This window comes from Pimelobacter simplex, from assembly GCF_024662235.1.
GTDB lineage: Bacteria > Actinomycetota > Actinomycetes > Propionibacteriales > Nocardioidaceae > Nocardioides.
In genome coordinates this window covers 1,060,260-1,076,041 of sequence record NZ_CP096276.1, presented here as the reverse complement: position 1 = coordinate 1,076,041, position 15,782 = coordinate 1,060,260, and the positions used below count along the sequence as shown (strand labels likewise).

The 15,782-nt window shown below is 75.4% G+C and carries 18 protein-coding genes; 5 read left to right on the top strand and 13 right to left on the bottom strand.

The genetic code is table 11. From position 1 onward, the window contains the following. Positions 1-17: 17 nt before the first annotated feature. The 12 genes from M0M48_RS05075 to M0M48_RS05020 all read right to left on the bottom strand — a co-directional run bounded on the left by M0M48_RS05075 (position 18) and on the right by M0M48_RS05020 (position 11,011). The gene (locus tag M0M48_RS05075; RefSeq protein WP_257750302.1) at positions 18-686 is read right to left on the bottom strand and encodes a sugar transferase; all 669 of its coding nucleotides are present in this window, start codon (positions 684-686) and stop codon (positions 18-20) included. Continuing rightward, positions 683-1,078 carry a hypothetical protein gene (locus tag M0M48_RS05070; RefSeq protein ID WP_257750301.1) on the bottom strand — a complete coding sequence of 132 codons (396 nt, stop codon included), beginning with the start codon at positions 1,076-1,078 and terminating at the stop codon, positions 683-685. The genes M0M48_RS05075 and M0M48_RS05070 overlap by 4 nt, the downstream gene beginning before the upstream one ends. A 63-nt stretch (positions 1,079-1,141) precedes the next feature. Beyond that, positions 1,142-3,754 (bottom strand): CHAT domain-containing protein, encoded by a 2,613-nt coding sequence (locus M0M48_RS05065; protein WP_257750300.1) that lies wholly within the window; start codon positions 3,752-3,754, stop codon positions 1,142-1,144. Between the two features lie 9 nt (positions 3,755-3,763). Then, positions 3,764-4,360: a hypothetical protein gene (locus tag M0M48_RS05060; RefSeq protein WP_215815377.1), complete on the bottom strand. Its 597-nt coding sequence runs from the start codon at positions 4,358-4,360 to the stop codon at positions 3,764-3,766. After that, the gene (locus tag M0M48_RS05055) at positions 4,354-4,917 is read right to left on the bottom strand and encodes an RNA polymerase sigma factor (protein ID WP_215815378.1); all 564 of its coding nucleotides are present in this window, start codon (positions 4,915-4,917) and stop codon (positions 4,354-4,356) included. Before M0M48_RS05055 ends, M0M48_RS05060 begins: the two co-directional genes overlap by 7 nt. A gap of 262 nt (positions 4,918-5,179) precedes the next feature. Continuing rightward, complete coding sequence (locus M0M48_RS05050; RefSeq protein WP_257750299.1) at positions 5,180-6,655, bottom strand: dynamin family protein; 1,476 nt, start codon at positions 6,653-6,655, stop codon at positions 5,180-5,182. 96 nt (positions 6,656-6,751) lie between these two features. Next, a complete protein-coding gene (locus M0M48_RS05045) occupies positions 6,752-6,883 on the bottom strand; it encodes a hypothetical protein (RefSeq protein WP_257759310.1) in 132 nt (43 codons plus the stop codon). Next, positions 6,861-8,363 carry a GTPase domain-containing protein gene (locus M0M48_RS05040; protein ID WP_257759309.1) on the bottom strand — a complete coding sequence of 501 codons (1,503 nt, stop codon included), beginning with the start codon at positions 8,361-8,363 and terminating at the stop codon, positions 6,861-6,863. The genes M0M48_RS05045 and M0M48_RS05040 overlap by 23 nt, the downstream gene beginning before the upstream one ends. 179 nt (positions 8,364-8,542) lie before the next feature. After that, positions 8,543-8,833, bottom strand: coding sequence for a mycothiol system anti-sigma-R factor (gene rsrA, locus M0M48_RS05035; RefSeq protein WP_215815381.1), 291 nt, complete (start codon positions 8,831-8,833; stop codon positions 8,543-8,545). Further along, entirely contained in the window at positions 8,833-9,561 is a 729-nt protein-coding gene (locus M0M48_RS05030; RefSeq protein WP_374583796.1) for a sigma-70 family RNA polymerase sigma factor, read from the bottom strand. The genes rsrA and M0M48_RS05030 overlap by 1 nt, the downstream gene beginning before the upstream one ends. 14 nt (positions 9,562-9,575) lie before the next feature. Further along, positions 9,576-10,235, bottom strand: a complete 660-nt coding sequence (locus M0M48_RS05025; RefSeq protein WP_215815383.1) for an alpha/beta hydrolase family protein — start codon at positions 10,233-10,235, stop codon at positions 9,576-9,578. Further along, on the bottom strand, positions 10,232-11,011 hold the full coding sequence (locus M0M48_RS05020; protein WP_215815384.1) for an SOS response-associated peptidase: 780 nt from the start codon (positions 11,009-11,011) through the stop codon (positions 10,232-10,234). The genes M0M48_RS05025 and M0M48_RS05020 overlap by 4 nt, the downstream gene beginning before the upstream one ends. A gap of 50 nt (positions 11,012-11,061) precedes the next feature. On the opposite strand from M0M48_RS05020, the gene M0M48_RS05015 reads away from it, so the two are divergent. From M0M48_RS05015 to rsgA, 3 genes are read left to right on the top strand one after another with little or no spacing between them, the layout of a single operon-like run. Further along, a complete protein-coding gene (locus M0M48_RS05015) occupies positions 11,062-11,580 on the top strand; it encodes a DoxX family protein (protein WP_257750296.1) in 519 nt (172 codons plus the stop codon). Between the two features lie 13 nt (positions 11,581-11,593). Further along, positions 11,594-12,892 carry a 3-phosphoshikimate 1-carboxyvinyltransferase gene (aroA, locus tag M0M48_RS05010; protein WP_257750295.1) on the top strand — a complete coding sequence of 433 codons (1,299 nt, stop codon included), beginning with the start codon at positions 11,594-11,596 and terminating at the stop codon, positions 12,890-12,892. Then, entirely contained in the window at positions 12,892-13,899 is a 1,008-nt protein-coding gene (rsgA, locus tag M0M48_RS05005; protein WP_257750294.1) for a ribosome small subunit-dependent GTPase A, read from the top strand. Before aroA ends, rsgA begins: the two co-directional genes overlap by 1 nt. Positions 13,900-13,908: 9 nt before the next feature. Here rsgA and M0M48_RS05000 read toward each other — a convergent pair whose 3' ends face one another. Further along, positions 13,909-14,355: a DUF2231 domain-containing protein gene (locus tag M0M48_RS05000; protein ID WP_257750293.1), complete on the bottom strand. Its 447-nt coding sequence runs from the start codon at positions 14,353-14,355 to the stop codon at positions 13,909-13,911. A gap of 79 nt (positions 14,356-14,434) precedes the next feature. Between M0M48_RS05000 and M0M48_RS04995 the strand changes: the two genes are divergently transcribed. Both M0M48_RS04995 and M0M48_RS04990 read left to right on the top strand, forming a co-directional pair. Then, on the top strand, positions 14,435-15,331 hold the full coding sequence (locus tag M0M48_RS04995; protein ID WP_215815389.1) for an inositol monophosphatase family protein: 897 nt from the start codon (positions 14,435-14,437) through the stop codon (positions 15,329-15,331). Between the two features lie 10 nt (positions 15,332-15,341). Next, a complete protein-coding gene (locus M0M48_RS04990) occupies positions 15,342-15,776 on the top strand; it encodes a CBS domain-containing protein (protein WP_215815390.1) in 435 nt (144 codons plus the stop codon). Positions 15,777-15,782 lie beyond the last annotated feature (6 nt).

The following is a 15,782-nucleotide window of genomic DNA, read 5'->3' as shown; positions in this document are numbered from 1 at the left end:
TCTCCTCGGTTGGTGGGTCAGTAGGCGCCGCGCGCGCGGAGCACCGCTGGGAGCGTGCGGAGCAGGATCCGCAGGTCCAGCGCGAGCGAGCGGTGGTCGATGTAGTGCAGGTCCAGGTCGACGGCGTCGTCCCACGCCAGGTCGCTGCGGCCGCTGACCTGGGCGAGCCCGGTGACCCCGGGCCGTACGGCGCAGCGCCGGTGCTCGCGCCGGGCGAACCGGGCGACCTCGCGCGGGGTGGTCGGCCGTGGGCCGACGAGCGCCATGGTCCCGTTGAGGACGTTCCACAGCTGGGGCAGCTCGTCGAGCGACGAGCGCCGCAGCCAGCTCCCGACCGGGGTGACCCGCGGGTCGCGGCGCAGCTTGTCCAGGGGGCCGGAGCCGTCGTTGGCCACGGCGAAGAGCGCCTCGGCCGTCCGGGCGGCGTCCCGGCGCATCGTGCGGAACTTGAGGACGACGAACCGGCGTCCGCCGTGGCCCACCCGCTCCTGGCGGAAGAGCACCGGCCCGCGGCTGGTCGTGAGCACGAGCAGGGCGACGAGCACCAGTACCGGGGCCAGCACCAGCAGGGCGCTCGCGGCGACGGTGCACTCGAGCACCCGGCGCAGCCGGCCGTGCGGCAGCACCTCGACGACGGCCGCGGGCCGCTCGGCGAGGACCGGTCCGGGCTCGGGGAGCGCACTCACGGTTCGGCCCTGCCGGTCGCGCCGAGTCCCGCGGCCCGCAGCTCGACCCGGTAGGCCTCGCGCACGGTCGCCATCAACCGGTCCGCCTCGTCGAGACGCGCGTTGAGCACGGTCAGCCCGGCGTGGCGCAGGGAGTCGGCGTGGCCGAGGGCCTCGGTGACGATGCCGCGCGCCTCGCGATCGGCCTCGGCGAGCTTCTCGGTGGTCAGCCGCAGCGCCATCGAGCGCAGCCGCTGGACCTCCTTGGTGACCAGGCGCAGCAGCCGGGCCGCTTCGGCCGGGTCGACCACGGCGGCGTGCTCGAGCCGCTCCAGGAGGCGGTCGATCTCCCGGTGCGGGAGAAAGGCGGGCCAGTCCGGGGCCGGGTTCGAGTCGCTGTCAGGCTGCGTCACACAGCACTGGTGCGGGGGCGGAGCCCGGTTGATCCACCGGATCCGAAGTTTTTTCCGGCCGGCTCAGGACGCGGGCGTGAAGTAGCGGAACGCCGCCCAGTAGTAGGGGTGCGGATGGGTCCGCGCCACGGCCTGGCGGGCCACGCCGAGTGCCGTGCGCGGCGTGTCGCCGGCCGCGATCCGCTCGTAGAAGCGGGCCATCAAGGTGACCGTGACCTCGTCGTCGACCGGCCACAGCGACGCCACCACGCCCGCGGCGCCGGCGCTGAGGCAGGCCCAGGCCAGGCCGATCGGGCGCTGCAGGTGGTGCGCGGCGCGCCCCGACCCGCAGGCGCTGAGGACGACGACGCGCCCGCGCATGTCGAACCGGCCGTCGACCAGCTCACCGGCGGTGAGCCAGCCGTCGCCCAGCCGCAGCGCGGAGAAGAGCGGGTTGCCCGGGTGGAAGCGGCCGTGCGCCGCCACGTGCACGAGGTCGACCGCGGCCAGCCGTCCGGCCAGGGCCCGCGCCGTGGCGGCCGCACCGACCCGGATCTCCGAGCGGACCAGCGTGGCCGCGATCATCTCCGCCTCGGTCGCGATCGCCGGTGCCTCGTCGTCGGGCACCGCGAGCACGAGCACCCGGACGCCGTCCGGTCCGGCCCACGGCCGCTCCGCGGGCTCGGTGCCGGACTCGTGGCCGGCCCCGTGGTCGGACCCGTGGTCGGACTCGTGGGTGTGGGTCAGCTGCCGGCGCCAGGGGCCGCCGACGTCGAGGAGCGCGTCGAACGGGATGCCCAGCAGGTGCCGGTGCCCGGCGACGGGCACCGGCTCGGCGCCGATGTCGGCGAGGAGGTCCTCGAGCGGGAGCACGAGCTGCCCGTACAGCGCGTCGAGCGACGGCGACGAGGCCGAGGTCGCGCCGACCGCCGAGACGAGGTGGCACTCCTGCTGCCAGGCAGCCACCAGCCGGGCGGTCTCGCGCCCGGCGCCGGGGAGCCGGCGTACGTGGACCTGGCCCTCGCGGACCACGAACGCGATCACGTCGGGACCGCTCACCCACAGCTCGAGGGCCGGTCCCTCGGGCACGGGGGCCGGGTCCGGCAGCGGCGCGGTGCGGCCCACGGCCACCCGGTGCCGGGCGCTCTCGATGAGGCTGTCGATGTCGGTGGCCGAGCCGGCGGCCTCGTCGACCTGCCAGCCCTGGGCGTGCCCGCGCAGGGTGGCGAACGCCGAGGCCTTCGCGGAACGCACCCGCTGCCAGGCCTCGATCAGCGCGGCGTGGCCGCCGTCCTCGAGGAGGACGTCGATGAGCTGGTCGCTGGCCTCGGCGACGAGCCCGCCGTGGCCGCCGCCCAGGCGTGGGCGCTGGGCGAGCAGATGGCCCATCTCGCAGGCGGCGCGCAGCTCCTCGGCGGCCTGCTTGGTGCAGCCCGCCTCCTGGAGCCGCCGGGCCCGGACCATCCGCAGCTCCAGGCGGAGCTCGGGCCGGCCGAGCCGGTCCACCTCGGCCGAGGCGGCCGCGATGCGCGCCTCGGCCTCGTCCGGATCCCGGGTCGCGCGGGCCAGCAGGATGGCCGCGCGGACCCGGGACGTGTCGGTCGCCGTGTCGTCCTGGAGCAGGCCGACGAGCTGGAGCACCGCCGCGCTCCGCGGCGCGGCGCTCCGGGCGAGCAGGATCCGGGCCTCGTCCCGGACCACGACGTCGCCGCACTCGCTCGCCAGCTGCTCGGCGGCGGTGAGCGCGTGGTGCGCGAGGTCGGCCCGGCCGACCCGCTGCGCGGCGACGGCGCAGACGAGCTCGGCGCGGGCGCAGGCGGCGATCCGCCCGGTGTCCCAGAAGGCGTCGCGGGCCGCGCGGCCCCGGTCGTAGGCCTCCTCGGCCCGGCCCACGCTGAGCAGCGCCTCGGCCAGTGCCCGGTCCCGCTCGGCCAGGCCGGCGCCGAGCTCGGCGAGCAGCGGGCCCACCCGCTCCAGCAGCTCGATCGCCGCGATCGGGCTGCCGGCTGCGGCCAGCGCCTCCGCGATCGGTACGACGGCCGCGGCCGCGAGCCGGGTCGCCCCCTGCTCCAGCGCCTCGCGGCGCGCGTCGCAGAGCAGCTCGATGGCCCGGTGCACGAGCCCGTCGGCGACGAGCACCTGGCCGCGTTGCAGCGCGATCCGGGCCACCTCGAAGCGGTCGCCGAGCCGGCGGGCGAGGTCGTCGGACAGGTCGAAGTGGCGCACCGCGGCGGCCAGGTCGCCGCGCGCCGCGTGCGCGCTGCCGAGCTGGCGGTGGGCGGTGAGGTGGAGCCGGGTGGCGAGCTCCTCGTCGACGGTGCTGCCCTGCTCGATGCCGGTGAGGATCCGCTGGACGACGAGCACCACGTCGGCGTACTCCCCCGCGGCGAGCATCGTCGCGGTCCGGCCGAGCATCGCCCCGCGCGCCTCGAGCGAGCGCCCGGCCGCGAGCCAGGCCATCCGGGAGCGCTGGTAGCCGGTGATCGCGCCGAGCAGGTCGCCGCGCAGCAGGCAGAGCTCGCCGCGGACGCCCTCGAGCCGGGCCCGGTGCTCGTGGTCGTGCGGCCCGTCGGCACGGGCCGCGGCCTCGTCCAGGAGCGCGACGCAGCGCTCGACGTCGCGGTGCCGCAGCTCCTCCGCCTCGTCGATCAGCCGCGCGAGCGCATGCTCGCGAGGCTCGACGACCTCGGTGACCATGACCGTCGCTCAGGCTCGGGTGAGGTCGAGCGGGGCGCTGACCCGCGCGTCGCGCACCGCGATGCGCAGCTCGTCCACGCTCTGCGGCACCTGGAGCAGCTCGAACCGGCCGTCGGCCGTGGTCCGGGCCCGGCGCCGGACGGTGCCGTCCTCGAGCAGCGTGACGTCGGCCGCGGCGGCGCCCTCGTCGAGGAGCAGCAGCCCGTGCAGGTCGACCTCGCCGGCCCCCGCCCGTCGTACCTCGACGACGAACCGCCCGTGCTCGGTCTCGAACGCCAGGTGGGTGTGGTCGAGCAGGTCGGCCGACCGGGTGCCGGTCATCGCCTCGCGGGTGTCGTAGAGCAGGTGCGCGGTGGCCCAGCGCACCTCGGGCGGCAGGTTCGCGGCATCGTCGAAGAGCCCGCGCAGGCGCGCGCTCAGCTCGGGCGGCGGGGTCTCCAGGGGCAGCCGGCGGGCGTCGGCGAGGAACTGCGTCATCCACGCGGCGGCACCGGCGGAGTCCTCGTCGGCGGCGACCTCGGCGGCGACCTGGTCGGCGCGCTCGTCGGGCAGCCGGCCCTCGATCCAGTCGACGATCTCGGTGAACGTCGGGCGCCGGGTCACCATGCCTCGCCCTCCGTGAGGATCGCGCGCAGCTTCTCCAGGCAGCGCCCGCGGAGCGGGCCGATGCCGCCGATCGACCGGCCGAACCGCTCCGCGATCTCAGCGTAGCTGGGGCTCTCCGGGTCGAGGTAGAGCGCTTCGAGCAGGCTGCGGCAGGTGCCGCCGAGCTCGGCGAGCGCGTCGTGCAGGGCCAGGACGGCAGCCCAGTCCTCCGAGGAGTCGTCGACCGCCTCGGGCGCCTCGTCGAGCTGGATGTCGCGCCGGCTGAGGTTGCGCACCCGCCAGGACTGGCGCCGGGTGACCGTCATCAGCCAGGACGCGAGCCGCTCCTCGTCGCGGATCCGGCCGAGCGCGTCGAGCAGGGCGACGAACGTGCCCTGGGTGACGTCGGCGGCGTCCTCCTCGGAGAGGCCGTTGCGGCGGGCGACGGAGTAGACCAGGCGCTCGTAGCGGGCGACCAGGAGGTTCCACGCCTCGCCGTCGCGGCGCCGGCAGCGCTCCAGCAGCTCGGCGTCGGTGGGCTCGGCGGTCTGCGCACGGGGTGCGCGCAGCGGGATCACGGTGGCCGAGGAAGGGTGGCTCGGCCGGTCTGCCGCGCGCCGGGGACCGGGCGCGGCCAGTGCTTCGGAGGACCGGGACGTCATCGTGGGGTGTCGACTTTCGGGCGCGGGAGCACCGGCGCGATCGGCGCGTGGCTCCCTCTCGATGGGTGGGGCGAGCAGGTCCCGAGTCCGCTCGTCAACAGAACGCGAAGCGTGACCGGCTGTCACGGAAACCGGCCGCGGCGTTCTCATACCTGATATGTCGCCGGACGGCACCGGATCACCGGCCGGTCCGCGACGCGGCAGCCGTGTCCAGACCTGCCCGGAACCGGCCGTACGACGACAGCTCGGCGCGCACCGGATCGAGCACCTGGGCGCGCAGCACCCGCGCGATCACCCGGCCGCTCTCGTCGTCGTCGCCCGCCGTGGGCAGGCCGGCCCGAGCCGACGCCGCGGTCACCACCCGGTGGGCACCGCCGGCGAGCGCGAGGCCCACCGCGAGCAGGCCGATGCCGATGCCGACCCCGGCCGGCAGCCCGAGCAGGCCGCTGAGCGAGCCGGCGAGCAGCAGCAGCCCGAGGCCCGCCGCGGCCAGTCCCGCGAGCCGGGCACCGGCCCAGGGTCCGGCCGGGCGCGGTGCCACCGGGGCGGGGAGCGCGGCGAGCTCGGCGTCGAGCCGGTCGGCGGTGCGGTCCAGGTGGGCGGTCGCGGCCGCCCGGACGGGTGCGCCCCAGGCGTCGGTCAGGTCGCGGGTCGCCTCGTCGGCGAGCGCGCGCACCGCGGCGTTGACCGCCGAGCGGTCGACCGGACCGCGCCGGCGGGTGCCGCTGGCCTGGGCGACCCGGCGCTCGAGGTCGGCCACCCACACGTCGGGGACGGCGCCGGGCGCCTCGCCCGCGGCGGCCCGCAGCCGGTCGGTCGCGGCCGCCAGGTCGGCCAGCGCGCGCCGCTCGGCGTCGCGGTGGTCCTCGACCCGGCGCCGGATCGCGGCGCGCAGCTCCTCGATGCCCGTCCCGTGGCGGGCGCTGACGCCGAGGATCCGCGGGTCGCGCATCCCGTCGGCGACCAGCACCTTGCGCAGGTCGCGCAGCAGGTCGGGGCGGTTCTCCTCGGGCACCGTGTCGAGGTGGTTGAGCACCACCATCGTCACGTCGCGGTGCCCGGCCAGGGGCCGCAGGAAGCGCTGGTGGATCGCGGCGTCGGCGTACTTCTGGGGGTCGACCACCCAGATCAGCGCGTCGGCGAGCGCGACGACGCGCTCGGCCTCGTCGTGGTGTGCCGTGCGGATCGAGTCGTGGTCGGGCAGGTCGAGCAGCACCAGCCCCTCGGGCAGCGCGGCCCGCGGCGTGCTCGTCGCCAGGGACGGGCGGTGGAACCGGCCGGCCGCCGGGACGCCGAGCCAGTCGAGCAGCGCGGTGACGTCGTCACCCTCGCCCTCGCCGTCCCCGGGCTCCTCGTCGCTCCACACCAGCGCGGTCGCGACCGACGTGGTCGGCCGCTGGGCCCCCGCCGTCGAGAGCTCCGCCCCGGCCAGGGCGTTGAAGGTCGTCGACTTGCCCGACCCGGTGGCGCCCGCGATCGCGACGACGGTGTGCGCCGACGACAGCCGCAGCCGGCCCGCCGAGCGCTCCGCGACCGCCGCGACGTCGTCCAGCAGGACGTCGTCGAGGTGGCCGCGCGCCTCGGCGACCGCCCGTTCGAGCCCGTCGACCCTCCGGCGCAGGGCGCCGTCGCGCGCCCCGGGTCGCTCCGGCACACCTCCCGCGGCCGGTGCCTCCCGGAATGCTGCTCCCAGTCCTCCGCTTCCCATCCCCACTCCCTCCCTCATGGTGCTGCGTCTCCCTCAGCCGTCTCAGCCGTCTCGGCCGACCCGGACCACCCCGTGCCCCGCGGCCCGCAGCCGCCCCGGCGCGTCGGGGGTCAGTCGCCAGCTCCGCACGGGCGCCAGGTAGCGGTCGCGCTCACCGGCGAGCAGGTCGGCCACCGTCGTCCGGATCCCCGACCGGGCGGCCGCGACCGGGCCGCTCCCCTGGTCCGCGCCCGGCGCCGCGACGGCGCACACCGCGAGCGCGGCCGCGATGCCGCGGGCGGCCGGGTCGCCGGCCCCGAGGCCGCGGCGCCAGGTCGCGATGTCGGTACGAGCGCGCCGCCAGGCGCCGTCCGGGCCGGGTGAGGTCCTCGTCGCTCCAGGTGAGCAGGGCGTCGCCGTGACCGGTGGCCCGCAGCCGGCGGGCCGCCTCGCCCGCGGCGCGCTCGGCGTGGTCGACGACGAGTCCCTCCAGGGCCAGGTCGAGGGCGAGCTCGAGCCGGACCAGCCGGGCCTCCTGGTGCTCGGCCGGCGTCGCGAGCAGGCGCTCGCGCACCCGGCGGACCATCTCGGCCATCGGCAGCGCGTCGTCGGTACCGACCAGGTCGCTCCACTGCGAGCGGAGGTCCCCGCGCAGCACCGTGCCGTCGGTCAGCGCCGTCAGCAGCCCGGTCCGCGCGGTCGCGTAGGCGTCGTCGACGGCCCCGAGCAGCGCGCCGATCGCGGCCACCTGGCGCTCGGCGGCGTCGGCCACCTCGGCCGCCACCGCCGCGGCCTGGACCACCGCGCCCGCCACGCACTGCCGGGCGATCGAGCGGCGGGTCGCCGGGGAGCCCGAGAGCTCGTCGAGCGCACCCCGGATCTCGCCGACCTGGGGCGAGCGCAGCAGCCCCTGCTCGACCGGGCCGTGCTGGACGAAGACCAGCTTGCCGCGGCCGATCCCCCGCTGGTCGAGCTGGGCGGTGAGGTCGGCCGACACGGTCGCCAGGTCCTCGGCCGGGATCCGGTTCATCACCACCAGGAGCGGGGTGCCGCGGTCGCGCGCGATGTCGAGCTGCTCCCAGGGCAGCTGGTCGGCGTACCGGGCCGCGGAGGTGACGAAGAGCCACATGTCCGCCGCCGCCAGCAGCCGGGTCGCCAGGGCCCGGTTGGTGAGGTCGATGGAGTCGAAGTCGGGAGCGTCGAGCAGGGCCACCCCGGGCGGGACCGCCGGGGTCGCGACGAGCTGGACCGAGCCCGGGTCGTGGGTCGGTACGCCGACCCGCTCGAAGGCCGGCAGCACGCCGTCGCGCCCGAACCAGCGCGCGTCGTCGGGGTGGTGGACCAGCACCGGCGAGCGGGTGGTCGGGCGGATCATGCTCGACTGCGAGACCACCTCGCCGACGAGGGTGTTGACCAGCGTCGACTTGCCGACCCCGGTCGGGCCGCCGACGACGACCAGGATGGGCCGCTCCGGCGCGCTGAGCCGCGGCAGCAGGTAGTCGTCGAGCTGCTCCAGGAGCTGGGTACGCCGTCCGCGCAGGTCCCAGGTGCCCGGCAGCGCGAGGGGCAGCGGCGCCGCCAGCAGGGCGGTGCGCAGCGCCGTGGCGAGCGCGACCGGGTCAGCAGGGGCGGGCCGGAGGCGTGCCGGTGCCGGGTTCGCATCGACCGCTGTCACTTCCGCAAGGCCCGCTTCCGGTGTCGTACCCGGCGCCGCGGGGCCGAGGTGCCCGTGCGGCCGCGCGCGGGCCGCACCAGCACAACCCGGTGCGGTCCCGGAGGACACGGACCGGGGTCAGCGGCGTGACCAGATCCGAGAACGAGACCCGGCGAGGGGCCTCACGAGCCCCCGGAGGCTCAGGAGTCGGTGATCCGGACCTGGATCTGCTGGATCTGGATCCGCACCCGCTCGCGCAGCTCGGCCGGCGCGGTCTCGCCGCAGGAGCGCGCCACGACCGCCTTGACCGTGCGCTGGAGGTCGTAGCGCTCCAGACAGGGGCTGCAGGAGTCGATGTGGGCGCGGACGACCGCGCAGTCACCGGCCTCGAGCTCGTTGTCGATCAGCCGCACGATGCGCTCGAGGAAGTCGGCGCACTCGGCGTTGCTGGGGTCGTCGCTCACGTGCACGTGGTCGAGGTGCTCGGACATCACAGACCTCCGTCGAGGGGGGCGTCGCCGCCCGTGCGGACGTAGTCGGACAGCATGTCGCGCAGCTGACGACGGCCGCGGTGCAGGCGGGACATGACGGTCCCGATCGGCGTGTCCATGATCTCGGCGATCTCCTTGTACGCGAAGCCCTCGACGTCGGCGAGGTAGACCGCCAGCCGGAACTCCTCGGGCAGGCGCTGCAGGGCGTCCTTCACCTGGCTGTCGGGAAGGTGCTCGAGCGCCTCCATCTCCGCCGACTTGAGGCCGGTGGAGGTGTGCGACTCCGCACGGGCGAGCTGCCAGTCCTCGACGTCGCCGGTGTCGCCGGCGAGCGCCTGCTGGGGCTGGCGCTGCTTCTTGCGGTAGTTGTTGATGAAGGTGTTCGTCAGGATCCGGTAGAGCCACGCCTTGAGGTTGGTGCCCGGCCGGAACTGGTGGAACGCCGAGAAGGCCTTCGCGAAGGTCTCCTGGACCAGGTCCTCGGCGTCCGCGGGGTTGCGGGTCATCCGCATCGCGGCGCCGTAGAGCTGGTCGAGGAACGGCAGCGCGTCGCGCTCGAACCGGGCCGCGCGCGCCTCGGGGGTCTCCGTGGCGACGTCGACCTCCTCGTCGGCACCCTCAGGGGTGGCGTCGAGGTCGGTGTCGAGGGACGAAAGATCGGAAGTCTCGGTCATCGCGTCCCAGCCTACGGTGCTTCCCGTCGTGGGGCGCTCCAGCGTCGCGATCATGGAGGCAGAACGCCTCAGGGGGTGCCCTCATTCCCCACGACCTCGCGCACGATCCACTCCAGGGCCGACTCGACGACGATGCCCATCGCCTCGTCCTCGCTGACCGGCCCCTTCTTGGGCACGGCGAGCCCGTGGTCGGCACCCGGGACGACGGCCAGGTCGGTGCGCCCGGGCAGCGGGTCGGGGAACTCCTCGGGCCGGCCCATCGGGTCGCGCTCCCCCTGGACCACCAGCGTCGGCACGCCCGCGCCGGCCAGCTCGTCGAGCCGGGAGCGCTCGGGCTTGCCCGGCGGGTGCAGCGGGAACGAGATCGCCAGGCAGCCGGCGGCGCCGAGCTCGACGGCGGTCCGGCAGGCGGAGCGGGCTCCGGCGGAGCGACCGCCGACGACCAGCGGGGTGCGGACCCGCAGCGCGGCCGCGGCGGCCCGAAGACCGACGTCCAGGGTCGGCGGCGGGGTGGCGACCTTGCGGCCCGCGCGACGCCACGGCTGCTCGAACCGGGCGACGGTGATCCCCTGGCCGGGCAGCTGGGCGGCGAGGGCGACGAGGTCACGGGCCTCGATGCCGCCGCCGGCACCGTGGCTGACCAGGAGCGTCGCGATCGGCCTGCGCGCCCGGCGTACGACGAGCCGGCCCTCGCCCAGGTCGGTCGCGACGATGCGCTCGTCGCTCACAGCAGGGTCCCCTGTCCGTCGTCGTCCTCGGGCCCGGCGTCCTCGAGCGGGACGGGCTGGACCAGCTCGGGCCCGTTGTTGGCGACATTGCCCACCGCCGTCCCCACCGGGTACGCCGTCAGGCCGGTCTGCTGCGCCGGGCGCAGCAGCGCGGGCAGCTCACCGGCGGGGGTGCGCGGGTCGAGCCACTCGTGGCGTCGCTCTCGGGTCACGATCAGCGGCATCCGGTCGTGGATCCGGCCGAGGTCGTCGGTGGCCTCGGTGGTCAGCACCGTGCAGGTCCAGCGGAAGCGGTCCTCGGCGTCCTCGGGCTTGGCCGGGTCGCGCCAGATCTCGTAGAGCCCGGCCATGCCCAGCACCGAGCCGTCGCCGGGGGTGATGAAGAACGGCTGCTTCTTGGGTTTCCCCTTGGGCGTCTTCTGCTGGGTCTCGTACCACTCGAAGTAGCCGTCGGCCGGCAGGATGCAGCGCCGGGCCGCGAACGCCTTGCGGAAGGCGGGCTTCTCGGCGACCGTCTCCATCCGGGCGTTGATCATCCGGCTGCCGATGCTCGCGTCCTTGGCCCACGACGGCACCAGGCCCCAGCGCAGCGCGCGCAGCTGGCGCACGGGCTCCTCGCTGCCGTCCTTGGCCAGCCGCTCCAGGACGGCGTAGACCGGATCGGTCGGGGCGACGTTCCACGACGGGGGGATCGCCTGCTCGAGGCGCGGGTCGAGCACCTCGAACTCCTCGACCAGGTCCTCGGGGCTCCGGCTGGAGGCATAGCGCCCGCACATGGCGGTCAATCTAGCGGTCTGCACCGACGGCGTCCGGGTACCGACCGGCCATGGCACTGAGCAGACTGATCGCCCGGCCGCTGCTGGCGTCGTACTTCCTGGCCAACGGCGTGCAGGACCTCAAGGAGGCGCCGGCGCTCGCGCAGCAGGCGGCGCCCGTGACCGAGCAGGTCCTGCCCGTCGTCGACGGCGCGACGCCCGACAGCGTGAACGTCCCCCGCGACCCGGTGCTGTGGGTGCGGGCCAGCGGCGTGATCCAGGTGGTCGCCGGCTTCGGGCTGGCCACCGGACGGCTCCCCCGCCTCTCGTCCGCGGTGCTGGGCGCGACGCTCGTGCTGTCGACGGCCGCCCGGCACCGGTTCTGGGAGGCCACGGACAAGGACGAGCGGCGCGAGCAGCTGACCCACTTCCTCAAGAACACGGCGCTGGCCGGCGGACTGCTCATCGCGGCGCTCGACACCGCCGGGAAGCCCGGCCTGGCCTGGCGCACCCGGCACGCCGGTCACGACGCCCGGCGCGAGGCCGCGCTCCTCGGCGCCAAGGCCAAGGCCAAGGCGCACCTTCACTAGACTCAGGCGGGAGATGACGACTCCCGCGCAGCACGCCGACCTCTGGCCCGCCCCCACCGTGACCGCTCCGGTCGCGGCGACCGTCACCCTCCCCGGCAGCAAGTCGCTGACCAACCGGGCCCTGGTGCTGGCCGCGCTGGCCGACGGACCGTCCGTCGTACGCCGGGCGCTGCGCTCGCGCGACACCCTCCTCATGGCGCAGGCGCTGACCGCGCTCGGCGCGCACGTCGACACCTCCGGCGACGACTGGGCGGTGACGCCGCTCGACGGCTCCGTGCCCGGCGACCGGGCCGAGGTCGACTGCGGGCTGGCCGGCACCGTGATGAGGTTCGTCCCGCCCGTGGCGGGCCTGGTCCGCGGCGAGGTCGCGTTCGACGGCGACGCCCACATGCGCAAGCGGCCGGTCGGCGAGATCCTCACCGCCCTCGGTGGGCTCGGGATGCGGATCGACTCCGCCGACGGCGCGCTGCCCTTCACCGTGCACGGCGCGGGCACGGTCGCCGGCGGGACCGTCGTGGTCGACGCCTCGGCGTCCTCGCAGTTCGTCTCGGCGCTGCTGCTCGCGGGCTCGCGGTTCGCCGGAGGCGTCGACGTACGCCACGAGGGCGAGCCGATCCCCTCGCTGCCCCACATCGAGATGACGATCGCGATGCTGCGCGACCGCGGCGTCGCGGTCGACGACAGCGACGCCGACCGGTGGACGGTCGCCCCGGGGCCGGTCGCGGCCCACGACGAGGCGATCGAGCCCGACCTCTCCAACGCAGCCCCCTTCCTCGCCCTGGCCGCCGTGTCCGGCGGCTCGGTCACCGTGCGCGACTGGCCGCAGGCGACCACCCAGGCCGGCGACGCGCTGCGCGACCTGCTGGCCCGGATGGGCTGCACCGTCGAGCGGACCGCCGAGGGCCTGCGCGTCACCGGACCCGCCGACGGGTGGCGCGGGCTCCAGGGCCTCGACGCCGACCTGCACGACGTGGGTGAGCTCGCCCCCGCCGTGGCGGCGCTCTGCGCGCTCGCCCAGACCCCCTCGCACCTCACCGGGATCGCGCACATCCGCGGGCACGAGACCGACCGGCTCGCCGCCCTCGCCGCCGAGCTCGGCCGCCTCGGCGCCGACCTCGACGAGCACCCCGACGGCCTCACGATCCGCCCCGCCGCGCTGACCGGCGGCGTCTTCCACACCTACGCCGACCACCGGATGGCCCACGCCGCCGTCATCGTCGGCGCCGCCGTCCCCGGCGTCCTGGTCGAGGACGTCGCCACCACGAGCAAGACCTTCCCCGACTTCGCGGACTTCTGGTCCGGGCTCCTCTGATGCCCCGGTACGACGAGCACGACGTCGAGCACTACGACCGTCCGCGCCGGCGTACCCGTCCCCGCACCAAGGAACGCCCCGCCCACGAGGACGCCGTCGACGGCGTCGTCGTCACCGTCGACCGCGGCCGGTTCACGCTGCTCGTCGGCGACCAGGTCGTGATGGCCATGAAGGCCCGCCCCCTCGGCCGCAAGGGCGTCGTCGTCGGCGACCGGGTCCGCGTGGTCGGCGACGTCTCCGGCGCCGACGGCTCCCTCGCCCGGATCGTCGAGGTCACCCCGCGCCAGACCATCCTGCGCCGTACCGCGGACGACGACGACCCCGTCGAGCGCGTCCTCGTCGCCAACGCCACCCAGCTCGTCGTCGTCACCGCCCTCGCCGACCCCGAGCCGCGCCCCCGGCTGATCGACCGCGCCCTCGTCGCGGCGTACGACGCGGGGCTGGCGCCGCTGCTCTGCCTGACCAAGTCCGACCTCGCCGACCCCGAGGTGCTGCTGTCGACGTACCGCTCGCTGGGGGTGCCGTGGGTGGTCACCCACCGCGGCCCCGACCGCACCATCCAGGGACTCGACGAGGTCAAGGAGCGGCTCTCGGGCCAGGTGAGCGTGCTGGTCGGCCACAGCGGCGTCGGCAAGTCCACGCTCGTCAACGCCCTGGTCCCCGACGCCCGCCGCGAGACCGGCCACGTCAACGCCGTCACCGGCCGCGGCCGGCACACCTCCACCTCCGCCGTCCTGCTCCCCCTGCCCACCTGGGGCCAGGGCGGCTGGATCGTCGACACCCCCGGCATCCGCTCGTTCGGGCTCGCCCACGTCCAGCCCGAGCACCTCATCGAGGCCTTCCCCGACCTCGACGAGATGACCGAGGACTGCCCCCGCGGCTGCACCCACGGCAAGGAGGAGCCCGAGTGCGGGCTCGACGAGGCCATCGCCCGCGGCGAGGCCGACCCGGTCCGGGTCGCGTCGTTCCGGCGGCTGCTCGCCGCGCGGTCCGTAACCGACTACTGAACCGACCCGTCAGTCGATGCGCCAGGTCGCCTGCGCACCGGCGTCGCCGGTCAGCACGACGAGCACCAGCGTGACGAGCCCCGCGACCACGGTGAGCAGCGTCAGCACCGCCCGGGTCGCCCCGGTACGGCTGTGGAACCAGGCCGCGGCCAGCGCCACCACCGCGAACACCGAGGCCCCGATCCGCAGCCGCTTGGCCCAGGTCTCGTGGTCGGCGATCCGGTCGGCGAGGGTGCCGGTGACGGCGCCGAAGCGGTCCGTGCGCAGGTTCTCACCGGAGAGGTAGGCGACCCAGACGGCCGCGGCGGCGAGCACCGCGAGCACCACCAGCGGCCAGCGGAGCCGGTCGCGCCAGGAGGGGACGGCGTACCCGACGGCGACGAGGCCGGCGACCGGGGTGAGCACCACGGCGGCGTGGACCACGAGCGGGTGGAGGGGAACGCCGTTGATCTCCATGGTTGAAGAGTGCACTACCCACCCTGCTCCGAACCAGACCCACGCCGGTGCGGCGCGCCCTGACGGCTAGGGTGCCCCTGTGGCTGCCCCCGACTACACCGACGACCTGCGTCTGGCGCACCTGCTCGCCGACGACGCGGACTCGCTCACCCAGGCGCGCTTCCGCGCCCTCGACCTCCACGTCATGAGCAAGCCCGACCTCACCCCGGTCACCGACGCCGACCAGGCGGTCGAGGAGTCGATCCGCCGTACGCTCTCCAAGGCGCGCAGCCGCGACGCCGTCACCGGCGAGGAGCAGGGCACCTCCGGCCACTCCCAGCGCCGCTGGATCGTCGACCCGATCGACGGCACCAAGAACTACGTGCGCGGTGTCCCCGTGTGGGCCACCCTCATCTCGCTCGCCGTCGACGACGAGGTCGTCCTCGGCGTGGTCTCGGCCCCGGCCCTCCAGCGCCGCTGGTGGGCCTCGGCCGGCCAGGGCGCCTGGACCGGGCGGTCGCTGATGAAGGCCACCGAGTGCCGCGTCTCCGACGTACGACGACTCGAGGACGCCTCGCTGTCGTACTCCTCGATCAGCGGCTGGGAGGACCGCGGCCTCGGCGAGGACCTGCTCGCCCTGATGCGCCGCGTCTGGCGCACCCGCGCGTACGGCGACTTCTGGTCCTACATGCTGCTCGCCGAGGGCGCCGTCGACCTCGCCGCCGAGCCCGAGCTCGAGGTCTACGACATGGCGGCCCTCGACATCATCGTGCGCGAGGCGGGCGGCCGGTTCACCTCGCTCGACGGCAGCGACGGCCCCTGGGGCGGCAACGCGCTCGCCACCAACGGCCACCTGCACGAGGCCGCGCTGTCCTTCCTCGGCAGCGTCACCGACGCCGGCGACGACCCGGACTGGCCGCGTTCGGGGCCCGGCAGCGTCTCCGACCTGCGCTCGCACCGCCAGCGGACCAGTGACGACGAGGACGACAGCAAGTAACCTGCGTCACATGCGCATCGCTGACGTCCTGCAGTCCAAGTCGCTCCGCGACGTGGTGACCATCCGTCCCGACGCCGGCGTGCGCGAGCTGCTCGCGACGCTCGCCGAGCACAACATCGGCGCCGTCGTGGTCAGCGCCGACGGCACCGCCCTCGACGGCATCGTCTCCGAGCGCGACGTCGTACGGCACCTGCACAGCGACGGCACGGTGATCAACAACGTCGTCTCGGCGATCATGACCGCCGAGGTCCGCACCTGCTCCCCCGAGGACGACCTCGACGAGGTGATGCAGGTGATGACCGAGGGCCGCTTCCGGCACATCCCCGTCGCCTCGGCCGACGGCGCGGTCGTCGGGATCGTCAGCATCGGCGACATGGTCAAGCACAAGATCGACCAGCTGCAGTTCGAGCGCGACCAGCTCGACAACTACGTGCACCAGTCCTGATCCGGA

Bases quoted from the DNA above. Each gene is read 5' to 3' on its own strand.
- M0M48_RS05000 (WP_257750293.1), bottom strand. From the start codon at position 14,355: ATGGAGATCAACGGCGTTCCCCTCCACCCGCTCGTGGTCCACGCCGCC.
- M0M48_RS05020 (WP_215815384.1), bottom strand. From the start codon at position 11,011: ATGTGCGGGCGCTATGCCTCCAGCCGGAGCCCCGAGGACCTGGTCGAG.
- aroA (WP_257750295.1), top strand. From the start codon at position 11,594: ATGACGACTCCCGCGCAGCACGCCGACCTCTGGCCCGCCCCCACCGTG.
- M0M48_RS05030 (WP_374583796.1), bottom strand. From the start codon at position 9,561: ATGATCGCGACGCTGGAGCGCCCCACGACGGGAAGCACCGTAGGCTGG.
- rsgA (WP_257750294.1), top strand. From the start codon at position 12,892: ATGCCCCGGTACGACGAGCACGACGTCGAGCACTACGACCGTCCGCGC.
- M0M48_RS04990 (WP_215815390.1), top strand. From the start codon at position 15,342: ATGCGCATCGCTGACGTCCTGCAGTCCAAGTCGCTCCGCGACGTGGTG.
- M0M48_RS05060 (WP_215815377.1), bottom strand. From the start codon at position 4,360: ATGGTGACCCGGCGCCCGACGTTCACCGAGATCGTCGACTGGATCGAG.
- M0M48_RS05015 (WP_257750296.1), top strand. From the start codon at position 11,062: ATGGCACTGAGCAGACTGATCGCCCGGCCGCTGCTGGCGTCGTACTTC.
- M0M48_RS05065 (WP_257750300.1), bottom strand. From the start codon at position 3,754: ATGGTCACCGAGGTCGTCGAGCCTCGCGAGCATGCGCTCGCGCGGCTG.
- rsrA (WP_215815381.1), bottom strand. From the start codon at position 8,833: ATGTCCGAGCACCTCGACCACGTGCACGTGAGCGACGACCCCAGCAAC.